17 protein-coding genes are annotated in these 19,085 nt (G+C 60.8%); 10 read left to right on the top strand and 7 right to left on the bottom strand.

The window, feature by feature from the left end; translation table 11 throughout:
* Nucleotides 1–158: 158 nt before the first annotated feature.
* On the top strand, nucleotides 159–428 hold the full coding sequence (locus tag MHH62_RS15200; protein WP_014719273.1) for a helix-turn-helix transcriptional regulator: 270 nt from the start codon (nucleotides 159–161) through the stop codon (nucleotides 426–428).
* Between the two features lie 59 nt (nucleotides 429–487).
* Here the strand turns inward: MHH62_RS15200 and MHH62_RS15195 are convergent, their stop codons facing one another.
* Nucleotides 488–766, bottom strand: coding sequence for a DUF3509 domain-containing protein (locus tag MHH62_RS15195; RefSeq protein ID WP_003172952.1), 279 nt, complete (start codon nucleotides 764–766; stop codon nucleotides 488–490).
* Nucleotides 767–1,232: 466 nt separating this feature from the next.
* On the opposite strand from MHH62_RS15195, the gene MHH62_RS15190 reads away from it, so the two are divergent.
* The 5 genes from MHH62_RS15190 (at nucleotide 1,233) to MHH62_RS15170 (ending at nucleotide 7,009) form a co-directional block, all read left to right on the top strand.
* Complete coding sequence (locus MHH62_RS15190; RefSeq protein ID WP_198833583.1) at nucleotides 1,233–3,059, top strand: long-chain-acyl-CoA synthetase; 1,827 nt, start codon at nucleotides 1,233–1,235, stop codon at nucleotides 3,057–3,059.
* Nucleotides 3,060–3,165: 106 nt separating this feature from the next.
* Nucleotides 3,166–3,681 carry an ankyrin repeat domain-containing protein gene (locus MHH62_RS15185; RefSeq protein ID WP_060767627.1) on the top strand — a complete coding sequence of 172 codons (516 nt, stop codon included), beginning with the start codon at nucleotides 3,166–3,168 and terminating at the stop codon, nucleotides 3,679–3,681.
* Between the two features lie 41 nt (nucleotides 3,682–3,722).
* A complete protein-coding gene (locus MHH62_RS15180; protein WP_103451993.1) occupies nucleotides 3,723–4,253 on the top strand; it encodes a hypothetical protein in 531 nt (176 codons plus the stop codon).
* 67 nt (nucleotides 4,254–4,320) lie between these two features.
* A complete protein-coding gene (locus MHH62_RS15175) occupies nucleotides 4,321–4,512 on the top strand; it encodes a PLDc N-terminal domain-containing protein (RefSeq protein WP_003192770.1) in 192 nt (63 codons plus the stop codon).
* 409 nt (nucleotides 4,513–4,921) lie between these two features.
* Nucleotides 4,922–7,009: an LTA synthase family protein gene (locus MHH62_RS15170; RefSeq protein WP_014719269.1), complete on the top strand. Its 2,088-nt coding sequence runs from the start codon at nucleotides 4,922–4,924 to the stop codon at nucleotides 7,007–7,009.
* Nucleotides 7,010–7,108: 99 nt separating this feature from the next.
* Here the strand turns inward: MHH62_RS15170 and MHH62_RS15165 are convergent, their stop codons facing one another.
* Entirely contained in the window at nucleotides 7,109–7,261 is a 153-nt protein-coding gene (locus MHH62_RS15165; protein ID WP_003192767.1) for a DUF3309 family protein, read from the bottom strand.
* 329 nt (nucleotides 7,262–7,590) lie between these two features.
* Between MHH62_RS15165 and MHH62_RS15160 the strand changes: the two genes are divergently transcribed.
* Together MHH62_RS15160 and csrA are read left to right on the top strand one after the other, a co-directional pair.
* Complete coding sequence (locus MHH62_RS15160) at nucleotides 7,591–8,406, top strand: SDR family oxidoreductase (protein ID WP_014719268.1); 816 nt, start codon at nucleotides 7,591–7,593, stop codon at nucleotides 8,404–8,406.
* A gap of 127 nt (nucleotides 8,407–8,533) precedes the next feature.
* Entirely contained in the window at nucleotides 8,534–8,737 is a 204-nt protein-coding gene (csrA, locus tag MHH62_RS15155; RefSeq protein WP_014719267.1) for a carbon storage regulator CsrA, read from the top strand.
* Nucleotides 8,738–8,744: 7 nt separating this feature from the next.
* Here csrA and MHH62_RS15150 read toward each other — a convergent pair whose 3' ends face one another.
* From MHH62_RS15150 to mnmC, 5 genes are all read right to left on the bottom strand, one after another.
* Nucleotides 8,745–8,972: a YheU family protein gene (locus tag MHH62_RS15150; protein ID WP_003192759.1), complete on the bottom strand. Its 228-nt coding sequence runs from the start codon at nucleotides 8,970–8,972 to the stop codon at nucleotides 8,745–8,747.
* Nucleotides 8,973–9,044: 72 nt separating this feature from the next.
* Nucleotides 9,045–10,229, bottom strand: a complete 1,185-nt coding sequence (locus MHH62_RS15145; protein ID WP_014719266.1) for an osmoprotectant NAGGN system M42 family peptidase — start codon at nucleotides 10,227–10,229, stop codon at nucleotides 9,045–9,047.
* Between the two features lie 135 nt (nucleotides 10,230–10,364).
* A complete protein-coding gene (gene ngg, locus MHH62_RS15140; RefSeq protein ID WP_014719265.1) occupies nucleotides 10,365–12,110 on the bottom strand; it encodes an N-acetylglutaminylglutamine synthetase in 1,746 nt (581 codons plus the stop codon).
* Between the two features lie 3 nt (nucleotides 12,111–12,113).
* A complete protein-coding gene (locus MHH62_RS15135; protein WP_201914618.1) occupies nucleotides 12,114–13,886 on the bottom strand; it encodes an N-acetylglutaminylglutamine amidotransferase in 1,773 nt (590 codons plus the stop codon).
* Nucleotides 13,887–14,022: 136 nt separating this feature from the next.
* Nucleotides 14,023–16,023, bottom strand: a complete 2,001-nt coding sequence (gene mnmC, locus MHH62_RS15130; protein WP_339231254.1) for a bifunctional tRNA (5-methylaminomethyl-2-thiouridine)(34)-methyltransferase MnmD/FAD-dependent 5-carboxymethylaminomethyl-2-thiouridine(34) oxidoreductase MnmC — start codon at nucleotides 16,021–16,023, stop codon at nucleotides 14,023–14,025.
* 154 nt (nucleotides 16,024–16,177) lie between these two features.
* Here mnmC and pap point away from each other — a divergent pair, with 154 nt between their 5' ends.
* Both pap and MHH62_RS15120 read left to right on the top strand, forming a co-directional pair.
* Nucleotides 16,178–17,686 (top strand): polyphosphate:AMP phosphotransferase, encoded by a 1,509-nt coding sequence (pap, locus tag MHH62_RS15125; RefSeq protein WP_137270655.1) that lies wholly within the window; start codon nucleotides 16,178–16,180, stop codon nucleotides 17,684–17,686.
* A gap of 92 nt (nucleotides 17,687–17,778) precedes the next feature.
* Nucleotides 17,779–18,963, top strand: coding sequence for a thiolase family protein (locus MHH62_RS15120; protein ID WP_192001673.1), 1,185 nt, complete (start codon nucleotides 17,779–17,781; stop codon nucleotides 18,961–18,963).
* The last annotated feature ends 122 nt before the right edge of the window (nucleotides 18,964–19,085 follow it).

Genomic DNA, 19,085 nt, shown 5'->3' with positions numbered 1-19,085 from the left:
GAAACTTAATTATTTGTAGGGTAAAGCTGTTTGTTCTCTGCCGTGCGCTTTGATTCCACTCGTTATGTAACTCTCTGTTCAGCGTAAATGTTTATGCCATCTGTCAATAGGAGGAATCCGAAAGATGGCAGCGCATCAGCAGATATAAGGAGAGAACAATGAGTGGCCCCGAGGAGACGTATCGCCCGTCGGTTATTGTGCCCACGGCTATCAGAAAACGCCGGAGCTTGTCCGGCAAGCCCCTGACTCCCACGGAGCTGGAAATCCTGCGATGGGCCTCCGAGGGCAAGACTGTCTGGGAAATCAGCCAGATTCGCGCCACCTCTGAAGCCACGGTGAAATTTCATCTGCGCAACATCTACGGCAAGTTGGATGTCACCAACCGTGTGCAGGCAAAGAATGAGGCGGTTCGGCAGGGCTTATGTTAATGGCATGAAAAAGGGCCGCGACGCTGAGTAGCGTCGCGGCCCTTTTTCAGAGGTGTAGATTAGGCCGAGTGATAGGTCGGCAGCGCAAAGCGGTTCTGGCTTTGCAACATCGAAATCTGCGGCAGTTCGCTGGCTTGTTCGGCCAGGTCACGGCGAATAGCGCTAATCACCCAAGTCAGTTGGTCGGCAGTGTGCAGCTGCTGATAAGAGATCGAGCGCTTGACCTGCTTACCTTCGCTGTTGCGCAGGGTCAACAGGATACCGCCGTCCGGACGTGGCTGGGTGGTGACGTCGTAGTTGGAGAATACTGAAGCGAATTTATCTTGGATCAGGCTCATGTCTATCAGCTCCATTGGCTCAAGTTGGCAAGCATGGAGTGATAGGTGCAGTGATTGTGCCAGTATTGGATATTCTAAAAAATCGTTATAAATCAGCAAGTTATAAATTTATAGGATTTTCGTTTTCGTGCAATTTGCATGAAGGGCCATCGTGCATCCTGCATTTTGCGCTATCTGCCCGGTGATTTTTCCGGCAGGAAGGGGGAGGGCTGTAATGATACTGACCGTCTTTTGCTCGGAAAAATCCCGGTCGGCTGGGAGGTCGTCATCGCAGCGATGCGCCGACCCGACAAGCCAGCTCCTACATTTGAGGGTGGGGTGTCAGGGAGATAGCATCGGCCGGCCGCCACGAGATACAAAACTTTTCAAATCCCGCGTGTACAGCCAAAGAACCGCTGACGTATTTTCCGCTACACCAGTCGATGTACCTGGACCAGACCAAGAATAAGAAAAGGGACGTCCCTCCATGACTCATCAGCAAGTCGACATGATCACCTGGCGCATGATGCTGCGTAAGGTGCCTGCCATTGTTCGGGCGCTCCCACGGGTGGTGCGCGGCATGCGTGCGGCCAACGTCACCGACCCCAACCAACCCTGCGGCCTGGGCTGGCATTTCGAACAAGCCACCTTGCGTAACCCTGACGGTGCTGCCCTGCTGTATGGGGACAGCGTGATCAGCTACCGCGACGCCAATCAGTGCGCCAATCGCATTGCCCATCACTTGCAGGCCCAGGGCATCCGCAAGGGCGATGTGGTAGCGCTGTTTATCGAGAATCGCCCCGAGTTGCTGCTCAACGTGCTGGCCGTGGCCAAGCTGGGCGGCATCTGCGCCATGCTCAACACGGCGCAAACTCAAGGGGCGCTGGTACACAGCCTGACCCTGGTCAAGCCGGTTGCCATTGTGGTCGGTGCCGAATTGCTGAGCCCTTACGCAGCAGTGCGCGATCAAGTCCAGATCCCGGCCGAGCGCACTTGGTTCGTGGCCGATCAGCCGGGCAGTAGGGTGCCCGACGGCTACATCGACCTGATGGCCGCCAGTGCCGAAAGCCCGGTGGACGACCCGGCGAGTTCCGCGCAGGTGTTCTTCCACGATCCCTGCTTCTATATCTACACCTCCGGCACCACCGGCTTGCCCAAGGCCGGCATCATGAAGCACGGGCGCTGGACCAAAACCGCCGTGAGCTTCGGCAGTATCGCCCTGGACATGGGGCCACAGGACGTCCTCTATTGCACCTTGCCGCTGTACCACGCCACCGGCCTGTGCGTGTGCTGGGGGGCGGCGATTATCGGTGCGTCCGGCTTTGCCATTCGGCGCAAATTCAGCGCCAGCCAGTTCTGGGACGATGCACGCAAGTTCAAGGCGACCACCCTGGGCTATGTCGGTGAGTTGTGCCGCTATCTGCTCGACCAGCCCGCGAGTGCGCAGGACCGTGATAACCAGGTGACCAAGATGGTCGGCAACGGCCTGCGCCCCGGTGTGTGGGCGCAGTTCAAGCAGCGCTATGGTGTGGAGCATATCTGCGAACTGTATGCCGCCAGCGACGGCAATATCGGCTTTACCAACGTGCTGAACTTTGACAACACCATCGGCTTTTGCCTGCAGCATTGGGCGCTGGTGGACTACGCCCATGACACTGGTGAACCGCTGCGCGGCAGCAACGGGTTCATGGTCAAGGTGCCCACCGGCGGGCAGGGCCTGTTATTGGCGCGCATTGATGATAAGTCGCCCTTCGACGGTTACACCGACCCGGAAAAGAACCGCAAGGTGGTACTGACCGACGTATTCGAAAAAGGCGACCGCTATTTCAACACCGGCGACCTGGTGCGCAGCATCGGTTTCGGGCATGCGCAATTTGTCGATCGCCTGGGGGATACCTATCGCTGGAAGGGCGAAAACGTCTCGACCACCGAGGTGGAAAACGTCCTGCTGAAACACCCGCAGATCGCTGAAGTGGTGGCCTATGGCGTCGAGATCGACAACACCAACGGCCGCGCCGGCATGGTCGCCATCACCCCCAGCGAATCCCTGGCCAGCCTGGACATGCGCGAACTGCTGCAATTCGCCCACGGCCAGTTGCCCCCTTATGCGGTGCCGTTGTTTTTGCGGATCAAGGTGAAGATGGAAACCACCGGCACGTTCAAGTACCAGAAAGTGAAGCTCAAGGAGCAAGGGTTCGACCCGGACAAGGCTGGCAATGACCCGGTCTACGCCTGGTTGCCGGGTTCGGACAGCTATGTGCCGGTGACCGGGCAATTGCTGGCGCAGATCCAGGGCGGCCAATTCCGTTATTGATTCTGGCTATGGCGGCTTTTGACAAAAAAGCCATGACACCGGGGAACTCCATCGCGACACTGGGCGCCTTAAACAGTTATGTCCGTCGCCTCAGCAAGGAGCCCCCATGTCAGATCAGCCTAAACAAATGACCGAAGACGAAGCCGCCGAGTTTGCCGAGCAAGTCTTTGACGTCGCCCGACGCGGCGACGCCGCCATGCTTGCCGCATTGTTGGCGAAAGGCCTGCCGGCCAACTTTCGTAATCACAATGGCGACACCCTGTTGATGCTTGCGGCGTACCACGGCCATGCCGAGGCGGTCAAAGTGCTGCTGGAGTTCAAGGCCGACCCATTGATTGCCAACGACAAGAACCAGTTGCCGATTGCCGGGGCGGCGTTCAAAGGCAACCTGCCGGTGGTGCAGGCGTTGATCGAAGGCGGCACGCCGGTTGAGGCGGCCTCCTCGGACGGGCGTACGGCCTTGATGATGGCGGCGATGTTCAACCGCGTTGACATGGTTGATTACCTGCTCGGTAAAGGCGCAAACCCCAAGGCCACCGATGCACAAGGCGCGACGGCACTGGCCGCGGCGCAGACCATGGGCGCGGTGGATACGGCGGCGCAGTTGCAGAAACTGGTGTAGGCTACGCGCCCTTCAAAACTTGCCCGTTACAGGATCGCCCCATGAAAACCGCCCTCGTCGAACTCATCAGCAAAATCAGCGCCGGCGTCATGGGGGAGGATGAAGTAGCGCGTATTGCCGACGAAGCGGCCCATGCCTACGCGGACCCGGCGGCGTTCCTGGCGGCCAATCCGGATATCAACTACGACGACAGTTTCCCGATTCCGCTGGGAGAGTGGGTGGTGGTCGGTAGCCTGCCAGACACGGTGTTGTTCCAGGCCGATACCTATGGCGACCTGTTTGCCCAGATCGTCGCGTCGTTCGGTCCGGGCGTGGCGTTCAACCTCAAGCCCAAGCAACTGGCCAAGACCGAAGACCTGACCGCGCTCAACCGCATCCAGATCCAGATGAGCGCCCTGAGCCCGGAAGACGGCGGTTATGTGCTGATGAACTTCAGCCAGTTGCTGGACGACGAGATCCAGGCAGTGCTGGTGTTCGGCAACGACCTGGCGCGGGTACTGGAACTGTGTGCCGAAGTCGGCATCAAGGCCGAACCATCATTGGAAGCCTTGAAGATTGCCGTACACGTCTGAAATAAAACGGAACCCGCGCCAAGGCTGACTATCCTACAAGTGCATGCCCTCACTTAGGAGCGACACCATGGGTTCCACGTTTAATAGTCTGATTGGCCTGATCATCCTCGCGCTGGATATCTGGGCGATCATCAACGTGTTCAAAAGCGGCGCCAGCACCGGCGCCAAAGTGCTGTGGATTCTGTTGATCCTGCTGTTGCCAGTGCTGGGCCTGATCATCTGGGCTATCGCCGGGCCGCGCGGTAACGTGCGGATCTGACGACCCACTCGATTTGGAGCGGGCACAGTCAATGTGGGAGCTGGCTTGCCTGCGATAGCGGTGGGTCAGCTTGCATTGTATTGGTTGACACACCGCTATCGCAGGCAATCCAGCTCCCACAGTGGGGTTTACGGCGTTAATTAAATTTGTGTGTCGAAACTATTCGCCGCACGAAATTTTCACATCCCATCCAAGACAATTCGCCGGCTTTATCCGGCTGCCAGGGCTCTATCTCCAGTGCCCTTAAAGGCAGGGCCGTGCCTTACGTTCAGTAATTAATAGCCTTGCCGGCCTCGATCGGGCACCATTTGTGCCACCGCGTTAACCGCCTACCCCAGCCAGCCTGGGCGAGGGACGGACGCCACTGCATTATTTCGCAACTTAAACTTCCAATGGGTCCTAAAACGACATGGCAAACCCGGACGCCCTGAATCAGCAGCGAGCTTCAAATCGCCTGCTGCAACCGACCGTCAAATCCCATCTGGCGTACACGCTGCTCTGCGCATTGGTCATGATGGTGATGTTTTCCCTGCTGCGCCTGGCGTTGCTGGTCTACAACCGCGAGATGATCCTCGATACGCCGGCCTCGACGTTCCTTGAAGCGTTCGCCAACGGCTTGCGCCTGGACATTCGCCTGGTGATGTACCTGCTGATTCCGCTGCTGTTGGCGCTGTTCAGCGTGCGGGCCATGGCGGCGCGCGGGTTCTTCCGTTTGTGGCTGACCGTCGCGTCCAGCATCGCCTTGTTCCTGGGCTTGATGGAGATGGACTTCTACCGCGAATTCCACCAGCGCCTCAACGGCCTGGTCTTCCAGTATGTGAAGGAAGACCCGAAAACCGTGATGAGCATGCTCTGGTACGGTTTCCCGGTGGTGCGTTACCTGCTGGCCTGGGCCGTGGGCACGCTGATCCTGAGCATGGCCTTCAAGGGCGCTGACCGCGCAACGCGCCCACGGGGCCCGTTCAGCGGCGGCACTGTCAGCACGCGCCAGGTGGCGCCGTGGTACAGCCGCATCGCAGTGTTCATGGTTTGCCTGCTGGTTGCCGTGGTTGCCATCCGTGGCACCCTGCGCCAAGGGCCACCGCTGCGTTGGGGTGACGTCTACACCACTGACTCGAACTTCGCCAACCAGTTAGGCCTCAATGGCACCTTGTCGCTGATCGCGGCGGCCAAGGCGCGCTTCGGTGAAGACCGCGCCAACATCTGGAAGGCGACGCTGGAACAACCACTGGCCACCCAGACCGTGCGCGACATGCTGGTGCTGCCGCAAGAGAAGCTGGTAGACACCGACACCGCTGCCGTGCGCCGTGACTTCACGCCACCGGCCGAGAAAACCCTGCCGATCAAGAACGTCGTGGTGATCCTGATGGAAAGCTTCGCCGGTCATTCGGTGGGCGCATTGGGACGTCCGGGCAATATCACCCCGTACTTCGACAAGTTGACCCACGAGGGCTTGCTGTTCGACCGCTTCTTCTCCAACGGCACCCACACCCACCAGGGTATGTTCGCCACCATGGCCTGCTTCCCGAACCTGCCGGGTTTCGAATACCTGATGCAGACCCCGGAAGGCAGCCACAAGCTGTCGGGCCTGCCGCAGTTGCTCAGTGCGCGTGATTTCGACGATGTGTATGTCTACAACGGCGATTTCGCCTGGGACAACCAGTCGGGCTTCTTCAGCAACCAGGGCATGACCAACTTCATCGGCCGCAATGACTTCGTCGACCCGGTGTTCTCCGACCCGACCTGGGGCGTGTCCGACCAGGACATGTTCAACCGTGGCCTGGAAGAACTGAAGGCGCGCGAAGGCGGCAAGCCGTTCTACGCACTGCTGCAAACCCTGTCCAACCACACGCCGTACGCATTGCCGACCCCATTGCCGGTTGAGAAGGTCACCGACCGTGGCAGCCTCAACGAGCATTTGACGGCCATGCGTTACTCCGACTGGGCCTTGGGCCAGTTCTTTGAAAAGGCCCGCAAAGAGCCGTACTTCAAGGAAACCCTGTTTGTGATCGTCGGTGACCACGGCTTTGGCAATGAGCAGCAGATCACCGAGATGGACCTGGGTCGCTTCAACGTGCCGATGCTGATGATTGCACCGGGCATGCGCGAGAAGTTCGGTGAGCGTGACCACACTGTGGGCACCCAGATCGACATCGTGCCGACCATCATGGGCCGCCTGGGCGGCGATACCTTGCACCAGTGCTGGGGCCGCGACCTGCTGAACCTGCCCGAAGGTGACAAGGGTTTCGGCGTGATCAAGCCATCGGGCAGCGACCAGACCGTGGCCTTGCTCACCGGCGACCGCGTACTGGTATTGCCCAAGGAAATGCCACCCAAGTTGTGGGAATACACACTGGGCGCCGAGCCGACTGGCAAGGTGATTCCGGAGTCGCCGGACGAAGCTGCACTCAAGCAGAAACTCGAGTCGTTCCTGCAGACCGCGACCAAGAGCTTGTTGGATAACACCGCAGGTGTCGTGGACGGTAAGCCGGACTAACTGACCGACAATAAAAAAGAGGCCTTCTAGAAGGCCTCTTTTTTTGCTTCTCAATTGTAGGAGCGCTTGCTCGCTCCGACAAACACCGTAGCGCGGTGTTTATATCTTGCCGAGCAACAACAGCACCAGCAGAACAACCAGTACCACACCCAGGATACCCGACGGTCCATAACCCCAGTTACGCGAGTGCGGGAACACCGGCAGACCACCGACCAGCAGCAGGATCAGGATAATAATCAGAATGAGGCTCATGGTTTTATTCCTTATAGGTTCTTTGCAAAAACCGGCTGTTTAACCGTTGGTTCGTCCATGTACAGTGGGACGCCTTACCCATTCCGACTCTGCCACTTCGTAAAAAATTCATTGTTTTTATAAAACATTTTGATGGGTCGCTTATTTCTTTTAACGCGTGCGCAACTTGAACTAATCAGTTGAAAAAAATTGAACTTAATCTATAGGCACGCCTGCGACCGAGCCCACGGTTTGCCCGGGGCATTCATCACCCTGATGGTGCGTGGGTAGAGCAAAAACCTTCGCTACACTGCCGGTCACTTCTTTCGTGAACCACAAGGCTACTTCCTATGCAAAACCGCATGATGATCACTGGCGCCGGGTCTGGCCTGGGTCGCGAAATCGCTCTGCGCTGGGCCCGTGAAGGCTGGCAGTTGGCGTTGTCTGATGTCAGCGAGCCCGGTTTGCAGGAAACCCTCAAGCAGGTTCGCGAAGCCGGGGGGGATGGCTTTACCCAGCGCTGCGACGTGCGTGACTATAGCCAGCTAACGGCCTTTGCCCAGGCCTGTGAGGTGAAGCTCGGGGGCATCGATGTGATCGTCAACAACGCCGGCGTGGCCTCGGGCGGGTTCTTCGCTGAACTGTCCCTGGAGGATTGGGACTGGCAGATCGCAATCAACCTGATGGGCGTCGTCAAAGGCTGCAAGGCGTTCCTGCCGCTGTTGGAAAAGAGCAAGGGGCGCATCATCAACATCGCGTCAATGGCAGCGCTGATGCAGGGCCCGGCCATGAGCAACTACAACGTGGCCAAGGCGGGCGTGGTGGCGTTATCCGAGAGCCTGTTGGTGGAACTCAAGCAACAGGAAGTGGGCGTGCATGTGGTGTGCCCGTCGTTTTTCCAGACCAACCTGCTCGACTCGTTCCGTGGGCCAACCCCAGCCATGAAGGCTCAAGTGGGCAAGTTGCTTGAGAGTTCGCCCATCTCGGCGGCGGATATTGCCGACTACATTTACCAGCGCGTGGCCGAAGGCGAATTCATGATCCTGCCCCACGAGCAAGGCCGGATGGCTTGGGCGTTGAAGCAAAAAAATCCGCAACTGCTGTATGACGAAATGACCCTGATGGCCGACAAGATGCGCGCCAAGGCGCAGGCTGTTAAGGCCTGATTTGACTGGGGTCTGTCAGGCAAATTACCTACCTGTGTAGGAGATGCCTGATTTGCCCGCAAGCCATTGTCGGTCCAGCGCGAAGGGGGCATGGTCGAGGTCCTGTTACTGGAAAAGGACTACCGCCATGCTGGTCTTAAGCCGTGCTATAGGCGAAGCCATCGCCATTGGCGATGACATCACCGTGCATATCCTTGAAGTGAACGGTACTCACGTGAAATTCGGCATCGAGGCGCCGGTGGGCGTCAACGTGTACCGTGCCGAGGTGTACCGCAAGATTCTCAAAGGCGAGGGCCAGGCTACCCACCCCGTGCCGGTGCCCAACCCTTAGGCAGGCTTCAGTCGAACAGGTGCTTGGGCACATCGTGCTTGAGCATCAACTGGCATTGCTCGCTCTCGGGATCGAAGACGATCAGCGCCTGGCCTTTGGTCAGCGCCTGGCGCACGCGCAGCACGCGGGTTTCCAGGGGCGTGTCGTCGCCATTGTCGGTGCCGTCGCGGGTGACGAAGTCTTCGATGAGGCGGGTCAGGGTGTCGACTTCAAGTGCATCGTAGGGAATCAGCATACAAGCCTCAGGTGTCAGGTCCCGGCGATGCTACTGTGCCGGGACCTTTGTTGCCAGTATCAACTCACCGCGTCAGGACTTCTGGCCGACCAGGCTGTCTACCGACGGCACGCGGGTGTCGCTCTCCATTTGCGTTTCATGCTCGATCTGATGACTGAACCGATCCAGTGAGCCCTGGGCCGGTTGCGCATCGCTGGCAAACACCGGCGGGCTGAGGATATAGGCGCCCAATAAGCGGCTCAGGGCGGCGAGGCTGTCGATATGGGTACGCTCGTAACCATGGGTGGCGTCACAACCGAAGGCCAGTAATGCAGTGCGAATGTCATGGCCGGCGGTGACCGCCGAGTGCGCATCGCTGAAGTAATAGCGGAACAGATCGCGGCGTACCGGCAGGTCGTTGTCCGACGCCAGGCGCAGCAAGTGGCGGGACAGGTGATAGTCATAGGGCCCGCCGGAGTCCTGCATGGCCACGCTCACCGCATGTTCGCTGGAGTGCTGGCCGGGGGCGACCGGGGCGATATCGATGCCGACAAACTCACTCACATCCCAGGGCAGGGCGGCCGCTGCGCCACTGCCGGTTTCCTCGGTAATGGTGAACAGCGGGTGGCAGTCGATCAGCAAGGGTTCGCCACTGTCGACGATGGCCTTGAGCGCGGCGAGCAGGGCGGCGACGCCGGCCTTGTCGTCCAGGTGGCGAGCGCTGATATGCCCGCTCTCGGTGAACTCGGGCAGTGGGTCGAACGCCACGTAGTCACCCACACTGATGCCCAGGGAGTCGCAGTCGGCACGCGTGGCGCAGTAGGCGTCCAGGCGCAGCTCGACATGGTCCCAGCTCACCGGCATTTCATCCACGGCGGTGTTGAATGCGTGCCCGGAGGCCATCAGCGGTAATACGCTGCCGCGAATCACGCCGTTGTCGGTGAACAGGCTGACCCGGCTACCTTCGGCAAAGCGGCTCGACCAGCAGCCCACCGGCGCCAGGGTCAGGCGCCCGTTGTCCTTGATCGCACGCACGGCGGCGCCGATGGTGTCCAGGTGGGCGGAGACGGCGCGGTCAGGGCTGTTTTTCTGGCCCTTGAGGGTGGCGCGAATGGTGCCGCGTCGGGTCATTTCAAACGGAATGCCGAGCTCTTCCAGGCGTTCGGCGACGTAACGCACGATGGTGTCGGTAAAACCGGTGGGGCTGGGAATGGCGAGCATTTCCAGCAGCACTTTTTGCAGGTACGCGAGATCGGGTTCGGGAATGGTTCGGGTCATGGAAACTCCTGATGAGTTGAGGGCGATCGTTCCCACGCTCTGCGTGGGAACGCCTCAGGGACGCTTTGCGTCCGCTGTGGTGACGCAGAGCGTCACAGGCTGCATTCCCACGCGGAGCGTGGGAACGATCGGTAGTCAGGTAGCCGGCTGACTGTGTGGGAACAACAAATCCACAAACTTCTCAGCCGTGGGTTGCGGTTCATGGTTGGCCAGGCCGGCCCGTTCGTTGGCTTCGATAAACACATACTCTGGCTGGTCGGCCGCAGGCACCATCAGGTCCAGGCCGACCATGGGGATATCCAGGGCACGGGCCGCACGCACGGCTGCATCCACCAGTGTCGGGTGCAGGATCGCCGTGACATCTTCCAGGCAACCCCCGGTGTGCAGGTTGGCGGTGCGTCGCACGGCCAGTTGCACGCCACGGGGCAGGATGCTGTTGTAGTCGTAACCTGCGGCTTTGAGGGTGCGCTCGGTTTCTGCATCCAGCGGGATTTTGCTCTCGCCGTCGGTGGCCGCCTGGCGACGACGGCTTTGCGCCTGGATCAACGCGCGAATCGAATGCTGGCCGTCGCCGATCACTTCGGCAGGGCGACGAATCGCAGCCGCGACCACTTCAAAACCGATCACCAGAATGCGCAGGTCCAGGCCTTCGTGGAAGCTTTCCAGCAACACGCGGCTGTCGAACTGGCGCGCCGCTTCGATCGCCTGCTGCACCTCTTCGATGCTGCGCAGATCCACGGCGACGCCATGGCCTTGCTCGCCATCCAGCGGCTTGACCACGATGCGCTGGTGTTCGTCGAGAAACTCCAGGTTGTCGTCGGCACTGCCCGCCAACTGTTGCACCGGCACCTGCAGGCCCGCCGCCTTGAGCACCTTGTGGGTGAGGCTCTTGTCCTGGCACAGGGTCATGCTGATGGCGCTGGTCAGGTCGCTCAGGGACTCACGGCAACGCACGCGACGCCCGCCGTGGCTAAGGGTGAACAAACCCGCATCGGCGTCGTCAACGTGCACATCAATACCGCGTCGGTGGGCTTCTTCGACAATGATGCGCGCGTAAGGGTTGAACTCTGCCTGAGGCCCCGGGCCCAGAAACAGCGGTTGATTGATGCCGTTCTTGCGCTTGATTGCAAAGGTGGTCAACGCCCGAAAGCCGAGCTTGGCGTAAAGGCTCTTGGCCTGGCGGTTATCGTGCAGCACCGACAAGTCCAGGTAGCTCAAGCCTCGGCTCATGAAGTGCTCCACCAAGTGGCGCACCAACACTTCACCGACGCCAGGGCGGGTGCATTGAGGGTCGACGGCCAAACACCAGAGGCTGCAACCGTTCTCCGGGTCGTGGAAGGCCTTGTGATGGTTGAGGCCCATCACGCTGCCAATCACCGCGCCGCTGTCTTCATCTTCGGCCAGCCAGTACACCGGGCCGCCTTGATGACGTGGGGTGAGGCGTTCCGGGTCGATGGGCAGCATCCCGCGGCCCTGGTACAAGTGGTTGACCGCTTGCCAGTCGGCCTCGCTCTGTACCCGGCGAATACGAAAGCCGCGAAACACCCGGGTGGCCGGGCGGTAGTCGGTGAACCACAGGCGCAGGGTGTCGGACGGGTCGAGGAACAGTTGCTGCGGGTCAATGCCCAGGATTTGCTGGGGCGCTGCCACGTACAGGGCGATATCGCGCTCGCCAGGCTGCTCGTTGAGCAGTTCCTGGGCCAGGCTTGCCGGGTCGGGAAAGGTGTGGCCAATCAACAACCGGCCCCAGCCGCAATGCACGGCAATCGGGTCGGCGGCCAGTGCGCTGCCATCTTCGGCCAGGCGCGCTTGCAGGCGCTCGTAGGTCGGCGCCTGGCCCTTGAGTAAGCGTTGGCTGTAAGCCGCGGCATTCGGTTTCATGGATCAGATTCCTTGTTCGCTCAGCCACAGGTTCAGCGCCGCCAGCTGCCACAGCTTGGAGCCGCGCAGCGGGGTCAATTGGCCTTGCGGGTCGGTGAGCAAGCGGTCGAGCATGGCCGGGTTGAACAGCCCGCGGTCCTGGCTCGGGTCCAGCAGCAACTCGCGCACCCAATTCAAGGTATCGCCCTGCAGGTGCTTGAGGCCGGGCACGGGGAAGTAGCCTTTCTTGCGGTCGATGACTTCGCTGGGGATCACCCGACGCGCCGCTTCCTTGAGCACCTGTTTGCCGCCGTCGGGCAGCTTGAACTGGGCCGGCACACGGGCCGACAGTTCTACCAGGCGGTAGTCGAGGAACGGTGTGCGCGCTTCCAGGCCCCAGGCCATGGTCATGTTGTCGACGCGTTTGACCGGGTCGTCCACCAGCATCACCGTGCTGTCCAGACGCAGGGCCTTGTCCACCGCCGCGTCGGCGCCCGGCATCGCGAAATGCTCGCGCACGAAGTCGCCGGCAGCGTCGTTGGCGGTCAGCCATTGGGGCGCGACGGTCGCCGCGTAGTCGTCGTAGCTGCGGTCGAAAAACGCCTCGCGGTAGGCCGCGTACGGGTCGCTGGCACCGTCCACTTGCGGGTACCAGTGGTAACCGGCGAACAGTTCATCGGCGCCCTGGCCGCTCTGCACCACTTTGCAATGCTTGGCCACTTCCCGCGACAGCAGGTAGAAGGCGATGCAGTCATGGCTGACCATCGGCTCGCTCATGGCGCGGAAGGCTGCTGGCAGTTGCTCGATGATCTCGCTTTCGGCGATGCGCAGTTGGTGGTGATGGGTGCCGTAGTGTTTGGCGATCAGGTCTGAGTACTGGAACTCATCGCCACGTTCGCCGCCGGCGTCTTCAAAGCCGATGGAGAAGGTCGACAAATCCTCCACGCCCACTTCACGCAGCAGGCCGACGAGCATGCTCGAATCGACGCCGCCTGACAGCAGCACCCCCACATCCACCGCCGCACGTTGGCGAATGGCCACGGCTTCGCGGGTGCTGTCGAGCACGCGGTCGGTCCAGTCTTCCAGGGTCAGGTGTTTTTCGTCCTCATGGGGGCCGTAGGGCAGGGTCCACCAGGTTTTCTGTTCGGTCTTGCCGCTGGCGTCGATGCGCATCCAGCTGGCGGGCGGCAGCTTTTCGATGCCGGCCAACAGCGTGCGCGGCGCGGGGACCACGGCGTGGAAATTCAGGTAGTGGTTGAGGGCGACCGGATCGAGGATCGGGTTGATGTCGCCGCCCTTGAGCAACGCGGGTAGCGCCGAGGCAAAGCGCAGGCGTTGGCCGGTGCGCGACAGGTACAAAGGTTTGACCCCCAGACGGTCGCGGGCGATGAACAGGCGCTGGGCATCACGCTCCCAAATGGCAAAGGCGAACATCCCGTTGAGCTTGGGCAGCAGCGCTTCGCCCCAGGCGTGATAACCCTTGAGCAACACTTCGGTGTCGCCACCGGAATAGAAGGCGTAACCCAGGGCTTCCAGCTCTTGGCGCAGCTCCGGGAAATTATAGATAGCGCCATTGAACGCCAGGGACAGCCCCAGATGGGCGTCGACCATCGGTTGGGCAGAGCCGTCCGACAGGTCCATGATCTTCAGGCGGCGGTGGCCCAGGGCAATCGGCCCTTGGGCATGAAAGCCCCAGGCGTCGGGGCCTCGGGGGGCGAGGTGATGGGTGATGCGTTCTACGGCTGCCAGGTCGGCAGGTTGATAATCAAAGCGTAACTCGCCAGCTAATCCACACATAAGTTCCTTACCGGTTTTTCCGTTGGGGAGGGGTCAACACTCAATACGCCCAAAAGGGCGCGTACCCAGAAACTGACCCAGTGCTATGCGTGGAGTTTTAGACCGATAAGTTATAAGCCAGATCGCCGCCTTGCCTTTAATCCGGCTTTTTTTGTGCAGCGCCCTGGCCTCGCACCAACGCGCGCAGGGCAAATCGATTGGGGTGGCAAGCCTCGGCCACGCTGGTGGGCACGGGCAGGGGCTCATCACTCAGCCACGCAGCCAATAGTTCGCCGCACAACGGCGCAGTGATCAATCCACGCGAGCCATGGCCGCTATTGAGAAACAGACCTGGCAGCCACGGGCAGGGCGTTTGCGGTACTTGCCGGGCATCTTTGCCCAGTACCGCATAAGCCTGCTCAAACGCCGCATGGTCAGCCAGTGGCCCAACGATGGGCAGGTAGTCAGGGCTGGTACAACGAAACGCGGCACGGCCCTCCAGCTGTTCAGGTGTCAAGCGATCAGCACCCAGGCGTTGCAGCAGGTCGGTAGAAATCTCACCCAGCATCTGCAGGTTGCCATGGTGTTCGGCGGGCGTGGGCGTGAGGTCTTGATTGTTGAAGTCGAAACTCGCGCCCAGGGTGTGTTCGCCAAGCCGGGCCGGCGCGACGTAGCCTTCGGCACAGACCACCGTGGCCAGCGCTTTACTCGCGCAGGTTTGCGCCAGCCGAGTGATCTGCCCACGGATGCGCTTGAGCGGTATGTCTGCACTGAAGGGGAAACGCTTGATCTCCGCAGCCCCGGCGAGCACCACGACACTGGCGCTGGCCAATACGCGGTCACCGGCGCGGGCTTGCCATTGGTCGTCGAGCCGGCGCAGTTCCAGGGCCTCGTGGTGGGTGAGCACTTCAATCAGTGGATGTTTCGCCTGCCACTGACACAGCGCGGGCGGATGCACCCAACCGCCCTGTGGAAAAAACAACCCGCCGTGGGCCAGTTCGATTCCCGCCTTTTGCTGCGCTTGCTCGCGGTCCAGCAGATGCAGCAGGTCCGGAGCAAAGGCGTTTGCCAATTGAGCCTGACGCTGGATCTCTTTGGCGTCAAACGCCAGTTGCAACACGCCACAGCCGTCCCAATCGACACCTCGGTGCAAATGTTCCAGCAGGCGTCGGGTGTGGCCAAAACCGCTGACTATCAGTTGGGACAAGGCCGTGCCATGGGCCGAAAGCTTGAGGTACAACACACCCTGTGGGTTGCCCGAAGCTTCCTGTGCCAGGCCGGCGTGGCGCTCCAGAAGACTGACACGCCAACCCCGGGCGGCCAGGCTGGCGGCGGTCGCGCAACCGGCCAGGCCACCGCCGATGACCAGGGCGTGGCGTTCACCCTTGATGGCGGGTGGTCGGGCGAACCAGGGTTTACGTGGGGCCGGCGCGGGTAAGTCGGCGGGCCAACCGACAAACTCCCCACGCAGGATCTCCCATTTATGGCCGATGCCCGGCGTGCGTTTCATCTTGAACCCGGCGGCATTGATCAGCCGCCTTACCCAGCCGGTGCTGGTGAAGGTGCTGATGGTCGAGCCCGGTGCCGCCAGGCGCGCCAGTTGGGCGAACAGCTCAGCGGTCCACATGTCGGGGTTTTTCGCCGGGGCGAACCCGTCGAGAAACCACGCATCGACCTGGGCGTCCAGTTGCGGCAATTGTTCCAGCGCATCACCGATCAACAGGGTCAGGGTCACGCGGCCATTGTCCAATACCAGGCGCTGAAAACCCTGGTGGATGGCAATGTATTGCGCCAGCAATTGCTCGGCCAAGGGTTGCAGTTCGGGCCAGAGGGCGAGGGCGCGTTGCAGGTCGGCATGGCTGAGGGGGTATTTTTCCACGCTGACAAAGTGCAGCCGCGCACCGGCGACTGCGTGCTGTTCGAACAACTGCCAGGCGCAGAGGAAGTTCAAACCGGTGCCGAAGCCGGTCTCGCCAATCACCAGGCGCCCACCTGTTGGCAAGGCGGCGAAGCGTTCCTGCAAGCGGTTCTGCTCCAGGAACACGTAGCGGGTTTCTTCCAGGCCCGACTGGTCGGAAAAATACACGTCGTCGAATACCCGCGAATGCGGGCGGCCTTGATCATCCCAGTCGAGCTGGGCGTGGGTGATGGGGTTCATGGCGGCTCATAAAATGAAAGCGGGCAAAGACAAGGCGGCCATTCTAGCCGATCAACAGGCGTTGAATTGATCCATGGCAAGGCTGGGGTGTATTTCCTTGCGCGTGTCTTGGCCCAATCCGCTAGTCTTGAGCCATCTTGAAACGGAGCTGCCCATGTTCGAATCCGCCGAAATCGGTCACGCCATCGACAAAGACACCTACGACGCCGAAGTGCCGGCCCTGCGTGAAGCCTTGCTGGAAGTTCAGTACGAGCTGCAACAGCAGAAGCGCTTCCCGGTGATCATCCTCATCAACGGCATCGAGGGCGCGGGCAAGGGTGAAACCGTCAAGCTGCTCAATGAATGGATGGACCCGCGCCTGATCGAAGTGCGCACCTTCGACCAGCAGACCGACGAAGAACTGGCGCGCCCACCGGCCTGGCGCTACTGGCGGCAACTGCCGGCCAAGGGCCGCATGGGCATTTTCTTCGGCAACTGGTACAGCCAGATGCTCCAAGGCCGCGTGCATGGGCAGATCAAGGATGCGCGGCTGGACCAGGCCATTGCCGGCGCCGAACGCCTGGAAAAGATGCTCTGCGATGAAGGTGCGCTGATCTTCAAGTTCTGGTTCCACCTGTCAAAAAAACAGATGAAGGCGCGCCTCAAGGCTCTGGCCGACGACCCGCTGCACAGCTGGCGCATCAGCCCATTGGACTGGCAGCAGTCCAGGACCTACGACAAGTTCGTGCATTTCGGTGAGCGTGTGCTGCGCCGCACCAGCCGCGATTACGCGCCGTGGCATGTGATCGAAGGCGTCGACCCCCATTACCGTGGGCTGACCGTGGGCAAGATCCTGCTCGATGGGCTGCAAAGTGCCCTGAAGCAGGCCAAGGTCAAGGCCAGCGGCATGAACCCGGCGCCGTTGCTTGCCTCGGTGGACCAAAAGAGCCTGCTCGACAGCCTCGACATGACCCTGCGCCTGGACAAGGATGATTACGAAGAACAACTGATTACCGAGCAGGCGCGCTTCTCTGGGCTGATGCGCGACAAACGCATGCGCAAGCACGCGTTGGTGAGTGTATTCGAGGGCAACGACGCGGCAGGCAAGGGCGGGGCGATCCGCCGTGTGGCGGCAGCACTGGACCCACGCCAGTACCACATCGTGCCGATTGCCGCGCCCAGCGAAGACGAACGGGCCCAGCCTTATCTGTGGCGGTTCTGGCAGAAGATCCCGGCGCGCGGCATGTTCACCGTGTTTGACCGCTCCTGGTACGGTCGCGTGCTGGTGGAGCGCATCGAAGGCTTCTGTACCCCAGCGGACTGGATGCGCGCCTATGGCGAGATCAATGACTTCGAAGAGCAACTGCGCGATGCGGGCGTGATCGTGGTCAAGTTCTGGCTGGCCATCGACAAGGAGACGCAGCTGGAACGCTTCCAGGCCCGTGAAGAAATTCCCTTCAAGCGCTTCAAGATTACTGAAGACGACTGGCGCAATCGCGACAAGTGGGACGACTACCGCGCGGCGGTGGGCGACATGGTTGACCGCACCAGCACCGAGGTGGCGCCTTGGACCCTGGTAGAAGCCAACGACAAACGCTGGGCGCGGGTCAAGGTGCTGCGCACCATCAACCGTGCGCTGGAAGAGGCGTTTGATAAAAGCGACAAGCACGACAAAAAGAAATAGCCCATGCTTTTGCATCCACGCAGTGAATGATCATCGCGGTCGGCCTGGCCCGGCTCTATCCTCGATCAACAACCACAAGATCGAGGTAGCCCATGCGTGAAGTAGTGATCGTCGACAGCGTGCGAACCGGCCTGGCCAAGTCCTTTCGCGGCAAGTTCAACCAGACCCGCCCCGATGACATGGCGGCCCATTGTGTCAATGCGCTGCTGGCCCGCAACGGTATCGACCCTGCGACGGTAGAAGACTGCATCGTCGGTGCCGGCTCCAACGAAGGCGCCCAGGGCTATAACATCGGGCGTAACGTGGCGGTGCTCTCGCAACTGGGCACCGGTACGGCGGGCATGACCCTCAACCGTTTCTGTTCGTCGGGCTTGCAGGCGATTGCCATTGCCGCCAACCAGATCGCTTCGGGCTGCAGCGACATCATTGTTGCCGGTGGCGTGGAGTCCATCAGCCTGACCATGAAGAGCGTCAACACCGATAACCTGATCAACCCGCTGCTTAAGGAACAGGTGCCGGGCATTTACTTCCCCATGGGCCAGACCGCCGAAATTGTTGCGCGCCGCTATCACGTCAGCCGCGAAGACCAGGATCTTTACGCGCTGCAAAGCCAGCAGCGCACCGCCCAGGCCCAGGCTGATGGCTTGTTCAACGATGAAATCGTGCCGATGGCGGTCAAGTACAAGGTCGAGGACAAGAACACTGGCGCGGTGCAGATCCTGGATGGCGTAGTCGACCGTGACGATTGCAACCGCCCGGACACCACCCTGGCCAGCCTCAGCGGCCTGAAGCCGGTATTTGCCGAGGATGGCTCGGTGACGGCAGGTAACTCCTCGCAGCTTTCCGACGGTGCGTCGATGACCTTGGTGATGAGCCTGGAAAAAGCCTTGGCACTGGGGCTCAAGCCCAAGGCGTTCTTCCGGGGCTTTACCGTGGCCGGTTGCGAACCGGATGAAATGGGCATTGGCCCGGTGTTCTCGGTGCCCAAGTTGCTCAAGGCCAAGGGCTTGCAGGTGGCGGACATCGACGTGTGGGAACTCAATGAGGCCTTTGCTTCCCAGTGCCTTTACGCACGCAATCGCCTGGAGATCGATAATGCCAAATACAATGTCAACGGCGGCTCGATTTCCATCGGGCACCCGTTCGGCATGACCGGCTCGCGGCAGGTGGGGCACCTGGTGCGCGAGCTGCAACGGCGCAACCTGCGTTACGGGATTGTCACCATGTGCGTGGGGGGCGGGATGGGCGCCACCGGACTCTTCGAAGCCGTACGCTGAGTCGGCTTGGAATACGGCCAATGTGGGAGCTGGCTTGCCTACGATAGCGGTGGGCCAGCGACAGATTGGGCACAAATAAACCGCCATCGCAGGCAAGCCAGCTCCCCCATTCAAGACTGTGA

Source organism: Pseudomonas sp. FSL L8-0168 (genome assembly GCF_037976155.1).
Taxonomy (GTDB): domain Bacteria; phylum Pseudomonadota; class Gammaproteobacteria; order Pseudomonadales; family Pseudomonadaceae; genus Aquipseudomonas; species Aquipseudomonas paracarnis.
This window is presented reverse-complemented; position numbering and strand designations above follow the sequence as displayed.